This window comes from Catenovulum sediminis, assembly GCF_007289895.1.
GTDB classification, from domain to species: Bacteria; Pseudomonadota; Gammaproteobacteria; order Enterobacterales; family Alteromonadaceae; genus Catenovulum; species Catenovulum sediminis.
The window spans coordinates 225295-245839 of sequence record NZ_CP041661.1; the positions used below are offsets into that span (position 1 = coordinate 225295).

Consider the following 20545-nt stretch of genomic DNA (forward strand, 5'->3'; position numbering starts at 1 on the left):
CGAAAACCGGCATTTTACTAACTATTGATTATCAGCAATTGCATCTGCCACACCTTGTAATGCGGGCTTAGCTTCTAATTCGCTGTTAAACAGTAATGGCCAGTCGGGCTGGTCGTATAAATTAATAATCCAGCTATCCGCATCCGTTATACCCCAAATAGTAATCCCGCCTCTTTGCGCTGCTGGTACGGTTTCAAGGTAAGCAGAAACAACTTCGTAGTAACGTTCTTTTTGACGTTCCGCGATATCCGGTGTTAACGCGTCGTCATTGTTTGCTGCATTCATACGAATGTCTAATTCGGTAATTTTAACTTTAATACCTAAATCAACGACCTTTTGAAAATGTGCTTTTATGGTATCAGCGCTGGGTGAATCTGCTCCAATATGCATTTGAAAACCGACCCCATCAATTGGAATATTACGCGCCTGAAAATCTTTTACCATTGCCACTACAGCGTCAATTTTAGGCTCACTGCTTGAAAGGTTATAATCATTGTAATATAGCTCGGCATTGGCATCTGCGGATCGGGCTGTGGTAAATGCACGTTCGATAAACTCTGCACCAATATTCTGATACCAAATTGAGCCATCATCCCGATATTCTCCATTTTCTAAAAAGGCTTCGTTTACGACATCCCAACTTTGCAAACGCCCTGAAAAATGTGTCGCTATCTGTGTTACATGATTTTCCATCATGTCGATCCACTCAACTTTACTGCCACTGAATGATTCCATCCAACCAGCAGTTTGACTATGCCACACTAAAACATGACCGTGCACACTCAAACCATTGTTCGCCGCAAAATTAACCAGCTCATCCGCAGCATCAAAATTAAAGTTGCCTTGTGACGGGTGCAATGCATCCATCTTCATTATATTTTCAGCCGAAACCTGGCTAAAATGCTGAAGTACAATATTTTTTCTTTCTTCACTGACAAAAATACTGTTTGAGGCACCGCCCGCTGGAACCGCGACGCCAATCGGTAAATCAGCCCCTTCTTTTAGACTAGTCACAGTTACCTGTGAATATTCAGTCAAAGGTTCATCAAGTTGAAGTCCGTCGTTAGAATAATGCGCTTCAGGAATGTTGGTATTGCCTGAGCCACATGCGACCAAACCAATCAAAGTGCAACTCGTAACAAGTGCTTTTAATATCTTATTCATAAATTAACCGTGTCGTTTATATTGTTTTTTTAAATGAGGGATAGATAAAGTGTTAGCTTCCAGCTAATCCGTTTCCGGTGAAGCTGGATTAATTGTAAAGTTATCAATTAAGTAGCTAGCCTCAGCATCACTGCTTTCGATATAAACAAAAATGCCCGTTGGAGCCTCAGATTCCCCCATAGCATCTACCGTATATTGACCGGTTAATTGTACCCAGTCTGCATTGCTAGCATCGGTTAAAGGCAAAACTTCACCGTATTGGTCGTTTGCAGTACCGAAACTATATTTTATCGAAGCTTTAACCTGAGCGGCTTCCTTATCTAATAATTTCAGCCAAAAACTGAACTCATATGTGTTACCAACCACTAAGGTTTCAACCAATTCAACACCTGGCGCATTCCAGCCAGCGGTTCTTCCTGTCGCACTTAATGCATGTGATCCTACTTTTGCATTTTCAACCGCTTCAATGGTGATCCCACCTTGTTGCGACCAATCACCCACTGTACCGTCGTCAAAATTAGCAGAATACAAATCACTCTGAGTTTCTTCTTCCGATGCAGCCTGCACTTGTTCAACCACAAAATTATCAATCAAATAATCCACGCCAGCTTCTGGACCTTCAACATACAAAAAAGCTTCCGTGACTGTCCCTTCCGCTGTAAATGTATAAGTTCCTTTAACTTCCACCCAATCAGAGTCGCTCGCTGCAACGGCTTCAGTCACACCGTTATATGTTGTTTCTTGTCCTTCTACACTGGTTTTTAACGTCATTTTAATGTTTGCAGCGTCGCTGCCTGACAGTTTAACCCAAGCTGAAAACTGATATGTTTTACCCACCTCTAATTGTTCAGTCAGGACAACCCCTGGTGCATTCCAGTTCTCGGCACGGCCACTTGCTTCAAGCGCATAGACACCATCTTGCGCATCCTGCACCGTTGCCATCCCAACCGAGCCTTGTGCAATCCAGTCTCCGACTGTGCCATCTTCAAAACTGGTTTGATAAACAATAGCAGCATTTTGATCACTACCTTCACCGCTATCGTCATTCGTGTCGCTATCGTCATTAGTGTCGCCACCTTCATCCTCAGAATTTTGGGGTTGCTCAACTTCAACTGTCCAAGCGCTTTCTTCATCGGTTTCCCAGCTACAAGCTGTAATGCTACCTGTTGCAAGTATTAATACTAATATATGGTTCAACTTAAACATGATGGTACCTTTACCGTAATAGTCACAAAAACCATAAAGAGTATACAAATGAGTTATCAAATTTGTCAATGCATTGTTATATTTATTTTAACTATATTGAGCTAACTCTTAAAGTTAGCCATCAATAACCAAAATATTTAATAACAAACATATACTTAAAATCATCCAACCAGAACTCAAACACTGACTAAACCGCACACATTAAGCCAGTTAACACCTATAAAAACGGGTTTATTTCCCTATTCTCAGCAAAACACACGCTAGTCGAGTTAAAAATTGATATTGAAATGTTATATATTTTTAGTTAGATTAACCTTATTGTTATATGAACAATAATAAACCAAGATGAAAAAACAGATAGTTAAGCCGTTAGTCCTTTTAAGTTTGATGAGTTTGTCTACTTTGGCACAGGCAAAAATCAAACTCGCTCCACAATTCGCCGATTCAATGATCTTACAGCGAAACACTGCTAACGTAATCAGCGGTTACTCAGATCAAGATGAGACTTTGCTCATTCAGTTGGATGGAAAAACCATAGATAGAACAACCATTCAAGCGGGTTACTGGCAAACAAAGTTACCCAAAATGTCCGCCGGTGGGCCTCACAGGTTGACATTTATAACAGCAAATCAGCAACTGGAACTCAAGGACGTATTATTTGGTGACGTCTGGTTTGTATCTGGCCAATCCAATATGGAGTTGCCGATGCAGCGCGTTGGATTGACCTATAAAAACGAACTTAAGCAAGATCACTTTCCACAAATCCGCCAGTTAAAAATAGACAAACACTCAGCCTATAATGGACCACTCAAGCAAGTAAAATCTGCCAACTGGCTTAAAGCGGAATCAGGCAATATAGGCTCTTTTTCAGCGGTCGGTTATTTTTTTGCGAAAAAAATCCACCAACAAACGGGTGTGCCGGTAGCTATCATCAATAATGCATATGGCGGCTCTCGCGCTCAGGGTTGGATGAGCGAAGCTGCTTTAAAAGCATTTCCGGAAGATTATCAAACGGTGCAAAATAATCAGCAAGACGGTTATTTAGAAAAAATACAACAACAAGATAAAACTAACAGCAATAATTGGTGGCAAAAACTAAATCAAAGTGATTTAGGCAAACAATATAACTGGCAAAATCCAGACTATGACGACAGTTACTGGCGTACTATGTCGGTTCCGGGTTATTGGGGCGATCAGGGCACCGAGGATTTTAGTGGTGCAGCCTGGTATAGAACCACTTTTAACCTCACGCCCGCTCAGGCGCAGCAAAACGGATTTTTAGAACTGGGGAGAATTATTGACTCTGATACAACCTATGTGAACGGGGTAGAAGTTGGTCATGTTAGTTATCAATACCCACCGCGCCGTTACACTATTGATAGCAGCCTTCTAAAAGCTGGGGTAAATTCTCTGGTTGTACGCATTGTTGCGCCTGCCGGACAAGGTGGTTTTATTCCAGATAAACCTTATCAAATCAGTTTTGCTGATAGTAAAATTAATCTAGCGGGTATCTGGAAATTCCGTTTTGGCGCGAAAATGGACAATGCACCATCGACTCAATTTTGGCCACATATGCAACCAAATGCAATGTATAACGCGATGTTTGCGCCACTTAAAAACATGCAAGTTAAAGGCGTAATTTGGTATCAGGGCGAATCTAACGCTGGTCATCCAGAAAAGTATGCCAAAGTGTTTCCGGCAATGATCCAAAACTGGCGAGAGACACTTAACAACCCGCGTCTACCATTTATTTTTACTCAACTTGCCAATTATATGAGTGCGGATAAAGACCCTTCCAACGCTGGTTGGGCACAAACTCGAGCAGCGCAGGCGGCGGCTCTTAAACTGGCTAATACAGCGATGATCACAGCTATTGATGTAGGCGAATGGAATGATATTCATCCACTCAATAAAAAAACGGTCGGGGATAGATTTGCATTGGCTGCGCTGAACACTGTATATGGCCAACACAATGTCGTTTATCAAGGGCCAATTTTAAGCTGCGCCCTGCAAACAGACAATCAAATTGTTATTAAAATTGAAAACCCACAAAACGGCTTATTCATCAAAGGCGAAAAGCTAGACGGTTTTGCAATTTCTAACGATGGCACAAGCTATCAGTGGGTAGATGCCAAAATTAAAGACGCGAATATTATTATCAATACAGCGGATGCCAGCCAAGTTAAGTTTGTCCGCTATGCATGGCAAAGCAATCCTGAACGCGCAAACTTAACCAATAACAAAGCGTTACCAGCTTATCCGGCAGAGTTGCCGGTATCAACAACTTGTCATTAAATTGTCATTAATTGTTAGGTGATATTTTGAACTTATCTAAACTAAAACAACAAATCTGCCTGCTGGCAGCTTTGTTATGCAGTCTGCTCCAGCCGGTTTTTGCATTTGGTGTACAGCAGTTTATCTATGCCGACCAATCAGCCACAGATACCAAACAAAGCATGGTGATTGTTGGCCAGTCTAATGCCAGTATTTTTGTTGCAGCGAATGAAAGCAAAGGTGTTTTGAGAGCGGCTCAAGACTTACAAGACGATCTACAGGCGGTTACCGGTCAAAAATTACCGCTCATAAATGACTTAACAACCGCCAGCGGTAATGTCATTGTTATAGCCACTATCGGCCAATCTCAATTACTAAAACAGCTTGAACAAGCGGCAAAAATCAATTTAACAGCCATTGACAATCAATGGGATGCGTATCAGATCCAATTGGCTAATGATATATCCCCCAAGATAAAAAAAGCTTTAATCATTGCGGGCAGTAATAAGCGCGGCGCTATTTATGGCACGTATGATATTAGTGAACAAGCGGGTGTTTCTCCTTGGTATTACTGGGCGGATATACCGGTCAAAAAATCTAAAACCTTATTCAGCCAATTACACAAGCCCATTGTAGAAATCCCTAAAGTCAAGTATCGCGGTATCTTTTTAAATGATGAAGCACCGGCTCTGACTAACTGGGTAAATAAAAACTTTGGTGGTTACAATCATCAGTTTTATGTCAATGTATTTGAGTTAATGCTACGCCTTAAAGCCAATTATCTCTGGCCGGCAATGTGGAATAATGCGTTTGCAGACGATGACAGACAAAACATGGTGCTGGCTGATGAATATGGCATCGTCATGGGCACATCACACCACGAACCTATGATGCGAGCCGATAAAGAGTGGGATAGAGACGGCGAAGGAGAATGGCAATATTCAACCAACCGTCAAAACTTATATCAGTTCTGGCAACGCGGAGTAAAACGCAATGCGCCATACGAAAGCCTATATACACTCGGCATGCGTGGTCGCGAAGACAGCGCAATGCAAGAAGGTGAAAACATCAAATTGTTGGAACAAATTGTTGCCGACCAACGCCGAATTTTAGCCAAGCAAATTAAAGACAAAAACTTGCAGGATATTCCACAGGTCTGGTGTTTATATAAAGAAGTTCAGGCATTTTACGAAAAAGGCATGCGTGTACCAGACGATGTGATTTTGCTTTGGGCAGATGATAACTGGGGCAATATTCGCCGCTTACCGACACAGGCAGAGCAAGCCAGAAGCGGTGGTGCTGGGGTGTATTATCATTTTGATTATGTCGGCGGACCACGCTCATACCGCTGGATCAATGTTACCCCTATTGCAAAGATTTGGGAGCAAATGAATCAAGCTTATATATTTAATGCGAATCAAATCTGGATAACCAATGTAGGCGATTTAAAACCTATGGAATACCCAACCGAGTTTTTTTTAAAAATGGCTTGGGATCCAACTGATTTTAATCAAAATAATCTCGATGCATACGGTATTGACTGGGCAACCAGATACTTTGGCTCACAATACGCAGAGCAAATCAATCAACTTGTCAAAACCTATACTCGTCACAACCAACGCAGAAAACCAGAGTTAATGTCTGCCGATGTTTATAGCCAAATCCATTATAATGAAGCAGATCGAATCGAACAGGAACTAAATGAAGCAGTGGCGCTAGCTGAATCCCTTTATCATAAAATAGATAAAACGAGACAGGATGCGTTTTTCCAGCTCGTCCTGCACCCAGTTAAAGCCACCGCCATTGTCAGTAAGCTATATTTTGCAACTGCGAAAAACCGATTATATGCAATGCAAGGGCGAGTGAATGCGAATAAATATGCCACCTTAGCTCGAACCTTATTTGCAAAAGATGCAGCCCTTAAAGCTGAGTATGATTCTATTAACCAAGGTAAATGGCAGCATTTTATGGATCAACCCCATATAGGCTATAACAACTGGAATAACCCAGCGGCCGATACGCTACCCGTTTTATATGAGTACCAACCTCACCCAAGTGCTGAAATGGGATTAACAGTAGAAGGCAGTGCCGCCAGTTTCCCGGATACCGGCAGTTTCAACCTTGAATTTGACTCTATGGGGCTAGCAAAACGCGGCATTGAACTTTATAACCGGGGCTTAACGCCCTACAAGTTTAATGTTCAAACATCCGCTGACTGGATCAAACTCAACCACCTAAATGGCGAGGTTACCGACCATTTACAACTGCAAGTTTCGATTGACTGGCGTAAATTACCAGCCGGGCAACATAAAGGCAGCATTAGTATTAAAGGGACTAGCTGGCAAGCAGCTCAAATCCACATAACAGCTAACAAGGCGCCGCAAAAGCTAACCCAAAAAGCAACCGGTTTTGTCGAAGCCGATGGTTATGTAGCAATAAACGCAGCGAACTTTAGCCAAGCCAATACTGTTGAGGGTTATCGCTGGCAAGTGATTAAGGGTTTAGGCAGAACGGCGGATACCATCTCTGTCTTTCCTAAAAGTTACCGAACCTTTGACATCCGTGATGATCATCCGGTTGTTGAATACCCAGTTAGCTTTTTCTCAACCGGCCAGTTTGCCGTTGAAATACAGGCTCTGCCAACGCTCAGTTACTTTCCTGATAGAACACCCAAATTAGGGATCTCAGTGAATAATGGTCCGGTTAGGGTAATTGAATTGGATTTATCCACTAAAAAACCAGCGTGGGGTGCAGCGGTTAGTGAAGGCATTCGTAAAATTAAAACGAATATTGTTATTGATAAAGCAGGCCAGCATACAATTCAATTGCACAATCTGGATTTATCCGTTGGGGTTGAGCGTATTTTGATTGACACCGGCGGTTTAAAACCCAGTTACCTTGGCCCACCAGAGAGCCAATTTAAATAACTATCGGATTGCAAATAATGACTAAACTAAAAGCATCAATAGGCAGCGTTGTGCTTTTAGTTTTGCTTGCATTAGCCGACTCAAGCGACAAACTTTGTCGGCTAATAAAGGACTGCTCCTGTAAACCTTTCAAAATATATTTGTTGAAGTTATGTGTAAGGTTTAATCGACTTCCCCCAGCAGCAAAAGCTTCTTCTTAAGCTTTGCTTATTATCTAATCAAAAACGCATGATATGCACAGCCCCATAATAGTAATAAAAACAATAAGATTATACCATCGAACCCTTTATCCAATGAAAAATGAGTAGTAAGCCTATATAGTGATTTGATTTCAGACTAAAACTCATGCTCTGATGCAAGTTAAGAAATACAAAAACCTGATTAAAAAAAATAAAATTTATTAAATAATTACAATAATTTAAACCAACCAAACAGATTATTACCGGGCAACTTTAAAAACTGGCATGTCAACCCGTCAAGCACAATATGATACGATTATATGTGTTAAGATTGTTAAACAAAAACAATGGTTTTCATTGCCTATCGACGGCTTTTCACTTAACATAGTCAAATGATATTTAAGCCAGATATATAACAACACTAAAGAAATAGATGATAGAACCCAATAAACTACGCGCGCCAGAAATGGATAAAGAAGAATACTTGCCAGATGATTGCATGAAAAACATCACGGTAGACAACCTGATATTTGCAATGGAAGCCGGCAAACTAAAGCTGTTGTTAGCTAAATATAAGCATGGTATCGCCGCAAATAAATGGGGGTTAATTGGTCACTGGGTAAAACTTGATGAAGATTTAGAAACGGCCGCTTATCGAGTGGTTACACAATCAACCGGAGTTAAAAACTTTCATCTAGACCAACTGGCCGCTTTTGGTAAAGTAAACCGTTATCCGCTTAGACGTATCGTAACCGTTGTGTATTACTCACTCGTTAGAATGGAAGAAGTGAATATTGTACAAGGTAAAAATACACTAGAGGTTGCGTGGTTCGATGTGAAGTCTCTGCCCGAACTCATCTTTGATCACAACGAAATTGTTGAGTCTTGCTTAAACCACCTGAAATACAAAGTCCGCCATGAGCCAATAGGCTTTAGCTTATTACCCGAAAAATTTACTTTGTTGCAATTACAAGAGATTTACGAAGCTATTTTAGATGTAAAATTGGATAAACCCAATTTCCGCCGTAAAATTCAAAAAATGAATTTACTAATAAATTGCAAAGAAAAACAAAAAGATGTGGCACATCGCGCTGCCAGTTTATACAGATTTGATATCAATGTTTATGAGAAATTGAAAGATTTTGGATTTAACTTTGAGTATTAATTTTGTAATGCTTTAACTCTCACATTAATATCGTCAAGCGTCCCACTCAGCCCTAGTAGTTACTCGTTACTCTGGGTACAATTGAATTTTAAATTTTAAAATTTAATCAGGGAGTTATCGTTTGCCAAATTCATCAAATTGGAATGCAGAGTTTGTCTATCAGACCGCCTGTAAACTCGCAGAAACCGCGGTTACGGAACAACAAAAGCTCACAACCGAAATAAAGCCAGACAATTCTATTGTCACGCAAGCTGATAAGCTGGTGGAAAACATGGCAATTCAGGCCTTATCTGATGCAACTAAAAATATCAGTGTCATTGGTGAAGAAACCATTAAAGAGCTCAGCGAAAACGAACTGAACGACGCGCTGGCCGGCAATTGTTATATCATTGACCCGATTGACGGCACTGTACCTTACGCCTCGTTAATACCGCTTTGGGGCATTTCAATTGGTTATGCCGAAAACGGTGAGATTTGTGAAGGATGTATCGTATTGCCCGGTACATTTGAAGCGGTTATTACAAAAAATGGCAAAACATATTACGCCAAAGGAAAGGGTCAATTACCTGCATTTAATGAGTTAACCGAAGTTTCACCGCACCTTAAAGATAATTGTGAGCATCCATCACGTGTTTTAGTGATCAACCAGCTAACAGCTAAAACAAAAACCATCACGGGTTTAACCCGCGGCGTGACAACCTATTACAGCATTGTATTTCCGTTTATATATCTAACGCTGGGTCGCATGGCCGGTATTTATGCCAGTTTACATGTTTGGGATGCAGCAGCTGGCATGGCGATTTTACGCAATCTAGGCTTTTATGCCGGTTTTGCAGATGGTCAGCCAGCGATCTATAAACTGACTGAAGATTTCGATTTTTCACAGTATAAAAAGGGGCATGCCCGCTCGCGTGAGATTATGGTTTATGCCAACCATAAAAGCTTTTGCGATAGCTGGATTGAATGTATTCACTAAAACTAATTACTTAAAAGACAGTTTGCAATAGCCCCTGCCAATGAAATTCAGATCAATTGGCAGGGTCAGTTTTGCCAGTTTAGTTGGCGGGGCTGCCGTAAATATCTATTTCAGTGACAGACCAAGTTTGTTGCGAACTACCGTTTTGCAAAACAAAACGGATAAACTTAGCTTTTTGACCTAACGTTTCGCTTGTACGTTGCGGACTTTTTTCAATGTTAGAATCCACTTTTTGCCAGTTTTCGCCATCAATCGAAAATTCTAAATCAAACGCTTTAGCACAGCGCCATGACCATTTACGACAGTCCATATAAACTTGACTGATCTGATAAACCTGCGGTAATTCTACCTGCAACCACATGCCAATTTGTTGTAAATCTTCACTATCCCATTTTGCCCAATCTGCTTTGCCATCAATTAACGCAGCAAAATTTTTCGGGTTATGGCTGGCGCTAAATTTCCACGCTTTTTTATTTGTTAACTTTTGTCCATATTTTTGTTCAAGCGCATCGAGCGTCCAAGGTGAAGACTGAGCATCCAGCGTTCTTAGTTTTGCAATCTGCTGTGCGCTGACCATAGATGCCTGATTAGCAAAATTATTGCGCAGATAAGTCAACACATCAGCAATCCACTGATCGTCGTTACTGGCAATCGATGCCATCATACCACCGGCATAAGTTTCACCTTCAATCGGCCCCATTAAACCATCCAATACAATTCTGCCTAAAATCGCTAAATTGCCGTTAACACGTGGGTTTTTCTCAAATGAGGGCGCTAATAAACCATTGCCAGCTGGCGCACCCTGCCCCTCTTTACCGTGACAAGTAGCACACAGCGAATCAAAATGGTTTTTACCTCGCGCCAGCGCATCCGCTAAGGCTTTATTATTTTTAGCCAAAGCTTGCTGAGCTTCCCGTTCTTTTATCTGGTATTGCATCGCGGTATCAATGGCTAATAAGCCTTTCTTCAGCGGAAAACGGGCTAATAAGTCGCTGCGAATTTGCGCACGCTGTTTATCTTCTATCTCAACATAAAATGCAGACAACATAATTTGCTGCGCTAACTCTATATCGGCATTTTTAATCAGCTTCTGCCAGTGTTTAACCATTTTACTGTCTTGTTTGCTGACGAATTGCTCTGAAACTCGAACAGCCGATGTGCGAACATTAGAGTCAGCATCTTTGAAAGCCTCAAGCAATAAATCCGCCTCAATTGCACCTAAACCTTCCAACGTCCACAACGCATGCAATCTTGCATGTGGGTTCTTATCTGCTTTAAGGATTTTTTTAAGCTTAGGGACAACAGATAAATCTTTTTCTAACACCAGTAATTTTTGTGCATTGATTCGCCACCAAAAATTTGGATGTGACAAATGCGCAACTAACTGCTCAGCAGACTCATTATACATTTTGGGTTTTGCACCCAATTCAACACCTGGCTTTGTGACCCTGAATATACGGCCACGACCAATAATTTTATCCAGTTCAAACTCTTGGATGACTTTGCGCAAATATGAACCTTCTTTGGTCCAGTTGCCTTCTTGAATAATACCGCGATACATATCGACGATATATAAGGTGCCGTCTGGCCCGGTTTCGCTCCAAACCGGGCGAAATGCAGAATCCGTCGAAGCAATAAACTCTTTGCGCTCTGATTGATACGGATGGCTGATCACAGAATAACCCTCATTGCGTTTAATTTCTGCGCGGCGGATTAAATTACCAACTGGCTCTGGCACAATATAGTTGCCGTAAAGCTCAGGTAATTTGTCGCCTAAATAAACGCTTTGTCCGGCTACCCCGGTAAAATGATTTAACGTATTGTCGGCACGCAGTCTGGGTTTTCCGCCTTGTACATCGGGCACAGTCTCAATTGGAAAGACCTCATTAAAGCCCTCAGCCAACTCACCTTCTACTGGCACAATGCCATAAACACTTGGAAACTGAAAACTAAACACGGGCTTTTCTGCACCCGCAGCAGAATAATATAAACGGCCGGCATCGTCCTGTCCTAATCCCCACTGACCGCCGCCATACCGTATATTTTGCGCGATAATTTTACCGTCTTCAAAACGATATCGTTTATTGGTGTAAGTCACATACAACCAGTTATCCAACCCCCAAATCAAACCACTAGGCTGGTGTTCTAAATTTCCACCGCGCGGCCCACCGGCAAAAATGGTCGTGCGCTTATCAGAAACGCCATCGCCATCTAAATCTTCCAGCAACAATAAATCGAACGTATTGGTTTCCCGCACGATAATTTTGCCATCTTGCAATGGCAGAATCATTCTGGGCAACAGTAAGTTTTCAGCAAATACGGTGTAACTATCAACCACGCCGTCGTTATCTGTGTCTTCTAATCGTTTTATTCTGCTTACGGGTTCCATCTGTTTAGAACCATCTATATCCAACATATAAGTCAGCATTTCTGCCACATACATTCTGCCATTGCCGTCAAACGACAATAAAACAGGCTCTTCGACATAGGGTTCATGGGTAACCAACTGCATTGCATAACCGTCTTGCACCACCATAGTCGCTAACGATTCCTGCGGCGAGAGTGGCTTGATTTTTTTATCAACAGGTGCACTTTGCACAGCAGAAAAATGCAAGGTAAAGATACTACAAACAGAGAGTTTTATTAATTTTTTAATCATCACAGAGACTCACATACAAACGGCTAACAGGGCGAAAATAATATTTAACAAACCGCCCAACAATGTTAACAGTATACACTCATAAAGAATAAATTACAGTTATCCAGCTCGCTTTTATATGGCACTTATAAACAATCAAGATCGAAAAATTGCTGACCAACAAATTCAAAGATTCATCACCAATGAACAGCTAGAGTGAGCTGGTTCCCCCAACTTTCTCGATCATTTAGATAAAGGCATAACAATAGCCCGATAAAATAGCCGGATATATTAGCCGACACGCCGATAACTGGAGAGTCGTTAAACTCTAATTCTCATATAAATGATCATTCAAATGAAAATTTCAGTGAAACGCCATATGTTCTAGGCGGTGCATAATAGGCTGTTGAACCTAACATGCCCAGATCCAAATTATATTGTTTGTAAGTTTCATTCGTCAGGTTTTTCACCCATAACATCAGCTGTACTTGGGTGTTTGCCGTTGTATACGCAAGATGTGCATTGTTTACACCATAAGCTTTTTGATAAGCACCGCCGCCATTGCTCACTTCTAGGTATTGATCATCATAATACACACCATCGAGTTGCATACTGAGCTCGCCACTCACTATAGTGGATGTTACAGGCCACACATAATTGAATAGATAATTAACCGAATAGTCAGGCGCATTTGGAAGTTCCCGGTTTGTTAACACATCTAACGGAAAGTCGATAACGGTGTTGGCAACAGGAGAAATCCATTCATCAACAGCGCTAACGTTTTCAACCTCCGATTGCATAAAGGACAAGCCAAGTTGTGCAAAAATGTGAATGTTAGGCTGCCAGCTCAGTTCTATTTCGCCACCATAAGCCGTCGCGTCTGAGTTATCTATTTGTGGCGCTAAACCAGACATTGAAAAAGCCTGATAATCACGATAGTCATAATAAAACGCCGTCGCGTTCAACTGTAGACTTTTATCCTGTAAAAGCGCTTTGCTTCCCATTTCGTAAGCATGGAGTGTTTCAGGCTTGTGTTGCATATTCTCAACCGGCACACCAGCAGAAAATGCCCAATTGCCCACTTTTATACCTCGGTTATACGAAACAAAGTTCAAGATCTCGTTATTTAATTGCCAGTTAAGCTGGAGTCGCGCCGAATAATCTTGGTAATCAATTACCGCTATATTTGAGCTGTCTGGATTAACGCTCACTTGCTCGATAAGTGCGATGTCTGCACTTTTATCTTCAAAACCACGTCGATAGTGTAATGACTTATCATCTTCAGACCATCTCAAACCGGCAATAATGACTAAATCTGAGGTTAGTAAATACTCATATTGAGCAAATACCGAAAAATTTTCAGAATCTGTTCTATAGTCTTGTGTGGCTTGTGGTGAACCAATTAACGGGTCGTAATTGTCTGCAAGCAAGCCCTCATTTTTTAGTGTTGTAGCCAGCCGGATAACCGGGTTACCTATTGTAGTTATTCGTCCTTCCTGCTGCATATCTAACCAGTAGCTCCCCAATTGCCATCGAGCGGATGCACCAATACCAGATAACCTTAGCTCTTGCGACCATTGCTGATAATCTGTCTCAGTCTGAAAAGCAATGATTGGCGCTGCGATACCATCACCATCTTCTAAATAAATTTTATCTAAAAATTGAAGGTTAGAAATTGATATCAGCTCAACCTCATCTGCTAAATCAATGGTCAGTTTTGCCGTTGAATTTTGCACTTTGCGATTAAGAAATCCATTAATATTTGAAAAGTGTTTATGCGGCATTGCATGATCACCTTGATAAAGCGTCAATCCGGCGCTATCGACAGGCGTAAATCCATCTTCGGTGTTAAAAAAGACAAGCTTGGTGAAGTCTTCTATTGTCATTTGATTGGGCGGCGCTTCTCCTTCTAAAATAACGTTTTGCGTAAAGTCGACTAATTCAGGCGGTAAATAGGTGTTCGCGATTTCCTTTTCGGTCCAGGGTAAAAACGCATAGCCCCCCGTTGGCACATCTTGATCTTTCGCATAGACATGACTGAAGTCCAACAATACGTTATCAAAAACTTCAGCCTGTAAGCTTAACCGAGCTGCTTGCGCATCCGCCCCACCTATTGCTCGTATATCCGTGCTGGCCGATTTTATATACCCATCTGCTTTTTCCTGCCTAAACGCCAAGCGCGCGCGTATAGTCTCGTTTAAACTTCCCCCGACAGCAGATTCAATAAATGTTCTGTCAAAGCGAGCTTTGCCTGCTTTCAAATAACCGTTGAATACCGCTTCACTGGCATCGTTAGAAACATAATGAATCATTCCACCTGTCGCATTGCGGCCAAATAACGTGCCTTGCGGCCCTCTTAATACTTCGACTCGTTTAGCGTCAAATAGCAAACCGGATACCGCATTCAAACTAGCGATATACGCATCATCTGCATACACTGCTACCGGAGATTCTAAATTATCGGTAAAACTATTTTGTGATACGCCACGCAAATTAAATAGTGCTAAATTAGGTGAAAAGCTAGTGAGCTGCAAATTAGGCACTTGCTGTGTAATTTCAACATTATCCGATATCGCTAAGCGCTCAATGGCTTTTGCTGACAGCGCAGTAATTGAAATTCCAACCTCCTGATTATCTTGTTTTCTTTTTTGTGCAGAGACTTGGATAACTTCAATTTTTGGCTCAGCATCGAATTTAGCAGGCATACTTTCGTTCGCAAAAACGGCCGATGCAAACAAGACAGGTGCCAAACCTAATATACTGATAAAACGTGCAGAAAATTTACGAATCTTCAAAAGTTAAACTCCAATAACAAGCGCTGTTAGTCATCGCCAACGGTATGTGTGAGCGAAGCAATTGTATTTTTTAAGGTTTCAAGATGTATTGGTTTAGCAACATGTGCATTCATACCAATTGACAAATAATAGTCTATGTCGTCGGACATCACATTGGCGGTTAGTGCAACAATCGGAATCGCACTTTTAGTACTATCTTTATATTTTCGAATGCGTTGTGTCGCTTCTACACCATCCATCGTTGGCATATGAATATCCATTAATATCATGTCGTAATGCCCTTCGATAAATGCCTCTATACATTGCAATCCGTTATCAACTATATCAACACAGGCTCCTTCAGAAGCGAGCAACTCACAAATGATTAATTGATTCACTTCGTTGTCTTCTGCAACTAAAAATTTCATTGCAGAGAAAGCTTGTGTGTTAACCATACCTTTTTCATATCCCCCTTTAGAGGTGACTGCTTTGAGCGTTTCAAACAATACGCTTTCGGGTACAGGTTTACGGAGTACCGAAGAGATATTTAATTCTGCAGCGCAACTTTCAACGACATCCAGGTTATATGCTGTCAAAACAATTACGGGTGTGTGCCAAGTTGTTTTAACAGCACGGAATTTGCGTATAAAAGCTTCACCATCGGTTACAGGCATCGTCCAATCCGAGATAATCACATCATAAGCAGTTGTGCGCGCATTAATTTTTTGCATTGCTTCGCGGGCAGAGATGGCTGTTTCAACCGATAAGTTAAATAGCATTAATTGCTGCTGCAAAACGTCAATGGCTATTGGGTTGTCATCCACAATCAAAACCGACATTGCTTTATCAAACTTTAATTGTTTATCTTCATGCAAGACAACTTGGTCATTCAATTTTAAATGCATGACAGCGGTGAAAGTTGAGCCCCCCCCAACTCACTGTCTACCTGAATATCACCTTGCATTAACTGACATAATCGTTTACTGATACTCAAACCTAAACCTGTGCCACCAAATTTACGCGTTGTGGAGGTATCCGCTTGGGTAAATGCATCAAACAAAGAATTCAATTTGTCATTCTCGATACCAATTCCAGTGTCTGAAACAGAAAACACAATCGGATAATTTTCAGTTGGTGCATCGACGTTGCCCTCTAACGGATAAATACGCACCCGTACCTGACCTTGGTGAGTAAATTTTAAAGCATTAGAGCACAGGTTAATTAACACCTGATTAATTCTGACAATGTCACCCACTAAGTCTGGGTGTAGTTTACTATCCAGTGAAACGACGAAATCAATCCCTTTTTCCTGGGCTACAGTGTCAAAAGTGGCTGTTAGATAGTCAGTAACTGTGTTGATCGAAAAAGGATGCGCTTCTAATTCGATATTGCCGGATTCAATTTTAGAAAAATCCAAAATATCATTAATTACCACTAATAATTGGTCGGCCGAATAGCCTATTTTATCTAGATATTGGCGCTGCTTATCAGATAATGGGGTCTGCTTTAATAAATTTGTTAAACCAATAACGCCGCCCATAGGTGTGCGGATTTCGTGGCTCATATTCGCTAAAAACTCTGATTTTGCTTTGGCCGAATTTTCAGCTTCATTTTTTGCTTTTTCCAAATCTTGCGTTCGAATTAATACCCTAGATTCAAGTAATTGGCGCTCGCTCTCTAATTCATTTAATAAATTTAGTCTTCTTGTGTTCAGTGAAACGACAAACACCAACAAGGATATAAGTACAACGAACGCAGCAAAAACAACAAAAATAATGCTTTTGTACTGTTCGTAAAACGAAGGTTTATAATATTCTAATATCGAGTTTTCTGGCAGCCTGCCAAAGTCAATGCCAAATTTTGTCAATTGCCGCCAATCATAATGAAAAGCACTTAAAGATGATTGCTCAACATTGACAAAAGGCTGACCTTGTACATGCCGTATAATCGCCAAGGCGGTTTGTTGGCCCACCAATTCACCTGATAATAAATAACCGCCTACCACACCAGACCCCATTAAAGGATACCAATATGTAAAAATAGGCACATTACTCTTTTCAGCTAATCTAATGGCGGTCTGATAAGGCGTCTGCGGAATCCCATCTACTTGCCGAAAGATTGGGGTATACAGTGCAATTGAATTCCGTTGCGCAGTTTCTAACCTCTCGACTAATTGCTGAACCGGTAAATTACTTAAAGTTTCAATTTGTATTTTGCTATTTTGTAGTTGCAGCACCTTTACTAATGCATTGTGCGCTTCTAAAGATATTGAATTATTGGTATCTGCAATCACCAGCACCTTATCCGGCTGCATCAGTTTAATAGCAGAATTACTCGCTTTTTGATAATTTACGGTCGTGTTTAATACAAGTCCTCTTTCACCCGCCAATAATTTAAAACCAGCCCCAGGCTCAACATAAACACGAGGAACAGATCGATGAAACTGAGGTAACTGACGTAATAATATCGCAGCCGCAGCATCTTGCGTTACAACAACATCTACCTTTTTATCAGCATATTTATTGAGCAAATAGTATTTAAACAAAGCAAGTTGCTCCGCTTCGTCGAAGCGCCCTACATCCAGATTCTCAATAAACAAATTAAAAGGGATTGCCTGACTATCTAATATTTGTCGTAAACCAGATTCTACGCTTTGCTGCCAAGGCATATCCTGATTAAATGAGTTCAACAACAAAACCTGCACGGGTTGCTGTGATGGCCTGTCTAACTCCTCAGTCACAACACTAAATGAGGTAAAAACAAGGAAAAATAATAAACCCAAGATGGATTTGAACATAAATGACGGAGTATAAATTAGGCTATGCAATTATGATTTAAGGCTAGTCGCTGACCATTTATTTATCAATTTTTCTAAACAAATAAAACCGCCCCCAGCCCTAAGATTTATCCTACGAATGCTTATTTCAGGAGGCTGGCCCATTTGGTAGCCATACGTTAACGATAAAAAGGTCTCGTGCGAGACCTTTGTTTTTAATTATGGCTCAAAATATCTAACCAAAACATTTAGCGAGATTAGAACTGCCCGACTGAGCTAACCGATCCACTTGCCGGCGTATTAACACTATTGTTTGCGCCACTTTGCCATTCGACAGCGCCGACATCTCGTTTAATACATTTCCACTGAACATTTGTATTGGCTGGAAAATCGCTGATTGTTCCTGTCCAAGTAGGGTAAGCGCTCGCGTCGAGTTTAACCGCATTGGCCGCATTCCAGTTACCTATTTCTGGCTGATTGCCGACCACATAGACATTTTGTCCCCACACTGTTGTACCATTCTGACAGGTAAAATCTATGCTCGTGCTTGAAGAAACAGGATCGACTCGCTGCAGTACCACGGCACCATATGCTGGAATATGTACATTGCTGATCTGCGCTGCAACACCTTCACCACGCGTTGCGCTTGGCACACCACCAAGATTGAATTGTGTCCAGCTGGTATTTGCAATTTCAGCATAATTGCCAGTGACTCCGATATCATAATTTTGATAAGTATTGCCTTTAAAGTTCATAACAATTACGTATTCACCCGCATTTCGACTAAAGGCAGCCACCCCGTTAGCGTCATGTATATGGTGAATATAGCTGTCTCCTGAAGCAAACGCGGTTGTGTTTTTAGCTCTGATTGCATTTAACTCACTGTACCATGCAAGCACTTTTTTACGCCCAGCGTTGGTTTCATAATCTGATAAATCGAGCCGGTCGTCCCACCAGTCAATATGAAATTGTCTCGTCTCACCACCTTCTTGCCCCATAAATGCCATTGGCGTACCCCGTGCCAAAACAGTTCCGGCCAACGAAATTTGATTCATCTCCCAACCTTTGCCGTCTCGTGCGCGTTTAGCAATTCTATCGTCGGTATTACCCACTTCATCATGTGACTCAGTGTAAACAGTAGCATCTTGCCAACCATCCCCAAAGTGCCCGAAAACAGACCAAAGTAGATCTAAACTTCCACCCGTTAACACTGCTTTGAAATTATCATGGAATGTATCAACCCACTGACTATCCATAGGCGCATGGCTGGTACCTTCTACAACTGTGCCAGTGTCGTCAGATGTAATACCCCACCAGTCTGGCAATTCTTCACCGGTAAACCAAATTGCACTGTCTTGTTGTTTAGTTTTACCATACATCTCACGCAGTAAATCCCAACCACCACCGTCGCCGGGCTGAGTCACAAAACCACTGTTTGGATTATGGATGGTATTGGTGTGGTCAAAACGGAAACCATCAATTTTAAATTCTTGAGCTAGGTACAAAACATTTTGTATTAAAAAGTGCTTGGCAACCGGATCATTAAAGTTATATAGCGGCCCCCAAACCGTATCACCATCCATGTAGGTGGTATTGTCGACAGTCCAAAGAATATTATCGCCGCTGGCAACATGGTTGAACTCAAGATCCAATATTACAGCGATACCATTTTGGTGGGCCGTATCAACCAGTTTTTTAAGCTGATCAGGTCCACCATAAGAAGATTCAACGGCGTAAAAAAATGAAGGGTTGTAACCCCAACTTAAGTCACCGGCAAATTCATTAACTGGCAACAACTCGAGCGCTGTGACGTTCAGGTTATTTATATAATCATTCGTGCCATCACCATCTAACTCTTCTGTTACCTGCTGAAATGGCGTGCCGCTATTTCGGTCGGTAAAACGTAACGGATGCACTTGATAAATATTCAATTGTTCCTGTACAGGTCGCTGCCATCCAGTGCTTTGCCATTGGTAAGCATCAGACAAATAAATCTTAGACATGCCCGAGCCTAACTCAGAGCTGCTAACCCAGCGCGCTGCAGGATCTTGAAATGTCATTTCCTGCCCGTCACGTGTTAATTTAAATCGATATTCATCACCATGCTGTGGTACTTGAGCAAAACTTTGATCAGTACCCTTAAACCACCAAAAGTGACCATCTGGTGTTTTCGTCAGGGGTATTGCGCCACTTTCACCCTGGGTAAAATCGCCGTATATAGATACGTTTGAATCACCAGCCGCAGCGTGGAATATGACATACCAGCTATTGCCCTCTTTATAGACTCCGGGCGACATTTGCCAAATGGCATTTTCATCCCCATTTAACCAAGCATCTGCTTGCACACAATTAGCACTTAAACTGAGTGCTAAAGCGGTTATTTTAATAATTGAATTTATTGTTTTCATGCTTCATTCCAATGTGTGTGTAAGTTATTTTGCAATTCAAAATTGCACAATCAGCCTA

The 20545-nt window shown here is 41.4% G+C and carries 11 protein-coding genes; 4 read left to right on the forward strand and 7 right to left on the reverse strand.

Features of this window, described 5'->3' with window-relative positions; genetic code table 11:
- Positions 1 to 21 precede the first annotated feature (21 nt).
- Both FNT16_RS18435 and FNT16_RS18440 read right to left on the reverse strand, forming a co-directional pair.
- The gene (locus FNT16_RS18435) at positions 22 to 1164 is read right to left on the reverse strand and encodes an endo-1,4-beta-xylanase (protein ID WP_143873299.1); all 1143 of its coding nucleotides are present in this window, start codon (positions 1162 to 1164) and stop codon (positions 22 to 24) included.
- Positions 1165 to 1227: 63 nt separating this feature from the next.
- Positions 1228 to 2370: a carbohydrate binding domain-containing protein gene (locus FNT16_RS18440; RefSeq protein ID WP_143873300.1), complete on the reverse strand. Its 1143-nt coding sequence runs from the start codon at positions 2368 to 2370 to the stop codon at positions 1228 to 1230.
- A gap of 345 nt (positions 2371 to 2715) precedes the next feature.
- Here FNT16_RS18440 and FNT16_RS18445 point away from each other — a divergent pair, with 345 nt between their 5' ends.
- The 4 genes from FNT16_RS18445 (at position 2716) to FNT16_RS18460 (ending at position 9891) form a co-directional block, all read left to right on the forward strand.
- Entirely contained in the window at positions 2716 to 4665 is a 1950-nt protein-coding gene (locus FNT16_RS18445; RefSeq protein ID WP_143873302.1) for a sialate O-acetylesterase, read from the forward strand.
- 26 nt (positions 4666 to 4691) lie between these two features.
- Positions 4692 to 7571, forward strand: a complete 2880-nt coding sequence (locus tag FNT16_RS18450) for a glycosyl hydrolase 115 family protein (RefSeq protein WP_143873304.1) — start codon at positions 4692 to 4694, stop codon at positions 7569 to 7571.
- Positions 7572 to 8183: 612 nt separating this feature from the next.
- Positions 8184 to 8915, forward strand: coding sequence for an NUDIX hydrolase (locus tag FNT16_RS18455; RefSeq protein WP_185976804.1), 732 nt, complete (start codon positions 8184 to 8186; stop codon positions 8913 to 8915).
- Between the two features lie 121 nt (positions 8916 to 9036).
- Positions 9037 to 9891: an inositol monophosphatase family protein gene (locus FNT16_RS18460; RefSeq protein ID WP_143873306.1), complete on the forward strand. Its 855-nt coding sequence runs from the start codon at positions 9037 to 9039 to the stop codon at positions 9889 to 9891.
- A gap of 79 nt (positions 9892 to 9970) precedes the next feature.
- On the opposite strand, the gene FNT16_RS18465 is transcribed toward FNT16_RS18460, so the two are convergent.
- From FNT16_RS18465 to FNT16_RS18485, 5 genes are all read right to left on the reverse strand, one after another.
- A complete protein-coding gene (locus FNT16_RS18465; protein ID WP_143873308.1) occupies positions 9971 to 12550 on the reverse strand; it encodes a DUF7133 domain-containing protein in 2580 nt (859 codons plus the stop codon).
- Positions 12551 to 12876: 326 nt separating this feature from the next.
- Positions 12877 to 15324 carry a TonB-dependent receptor gene (locus tag FNT16_RS18470; RefSeq protein ID WP_143873309.1) on the reverse strand — a complete coding sequence of 816 codons (2448 nt, stop codon included), beginning with the start codon at positions 15322 to 15324 and terminating at the stop codon, positions 12877 to 12879.
- Positions 15325 to 15350: 26 nt separating this feature from the next.
- A complete protein-coding gene (locus FNT16_RS18475) occupies positions 15351 to 16208 on the reverse strand; it encodes a response regulator (RefSeq protein ID WP_143873311.1) in 858 nt (285 codons plus the stop codon).
- Complete coding sequence (locus FNT16_RS18480; protein WP_143873313.1) at positions 16199 to 18100, reverse strand: sensor histidine kinase; 1902 nt, start codon at positions 18098 to 18100, stop codon at positions 16199 to 16201. Before FNT16_RS18480 ends, FNT16_RS18475 begins: the two co-directional genes overlap by 10 nt.
- 236 nt (positions 18101 to 18336) lie before the next feature.
- Positions 18337 to 20487 (reverse strand): carbohydrate-binding module family 20 domain-containing protein, encoded by a 2151-nt coding sequence (locus FNT16_RS18485; RefSeq protein WP_143873315.1) that lies wholly within the window; start codon positions 20485 to 20487, stop codon positions 18337 to 18339.
- Positions 20488 to 20545 lie beyond the last annotated feature (58 nt).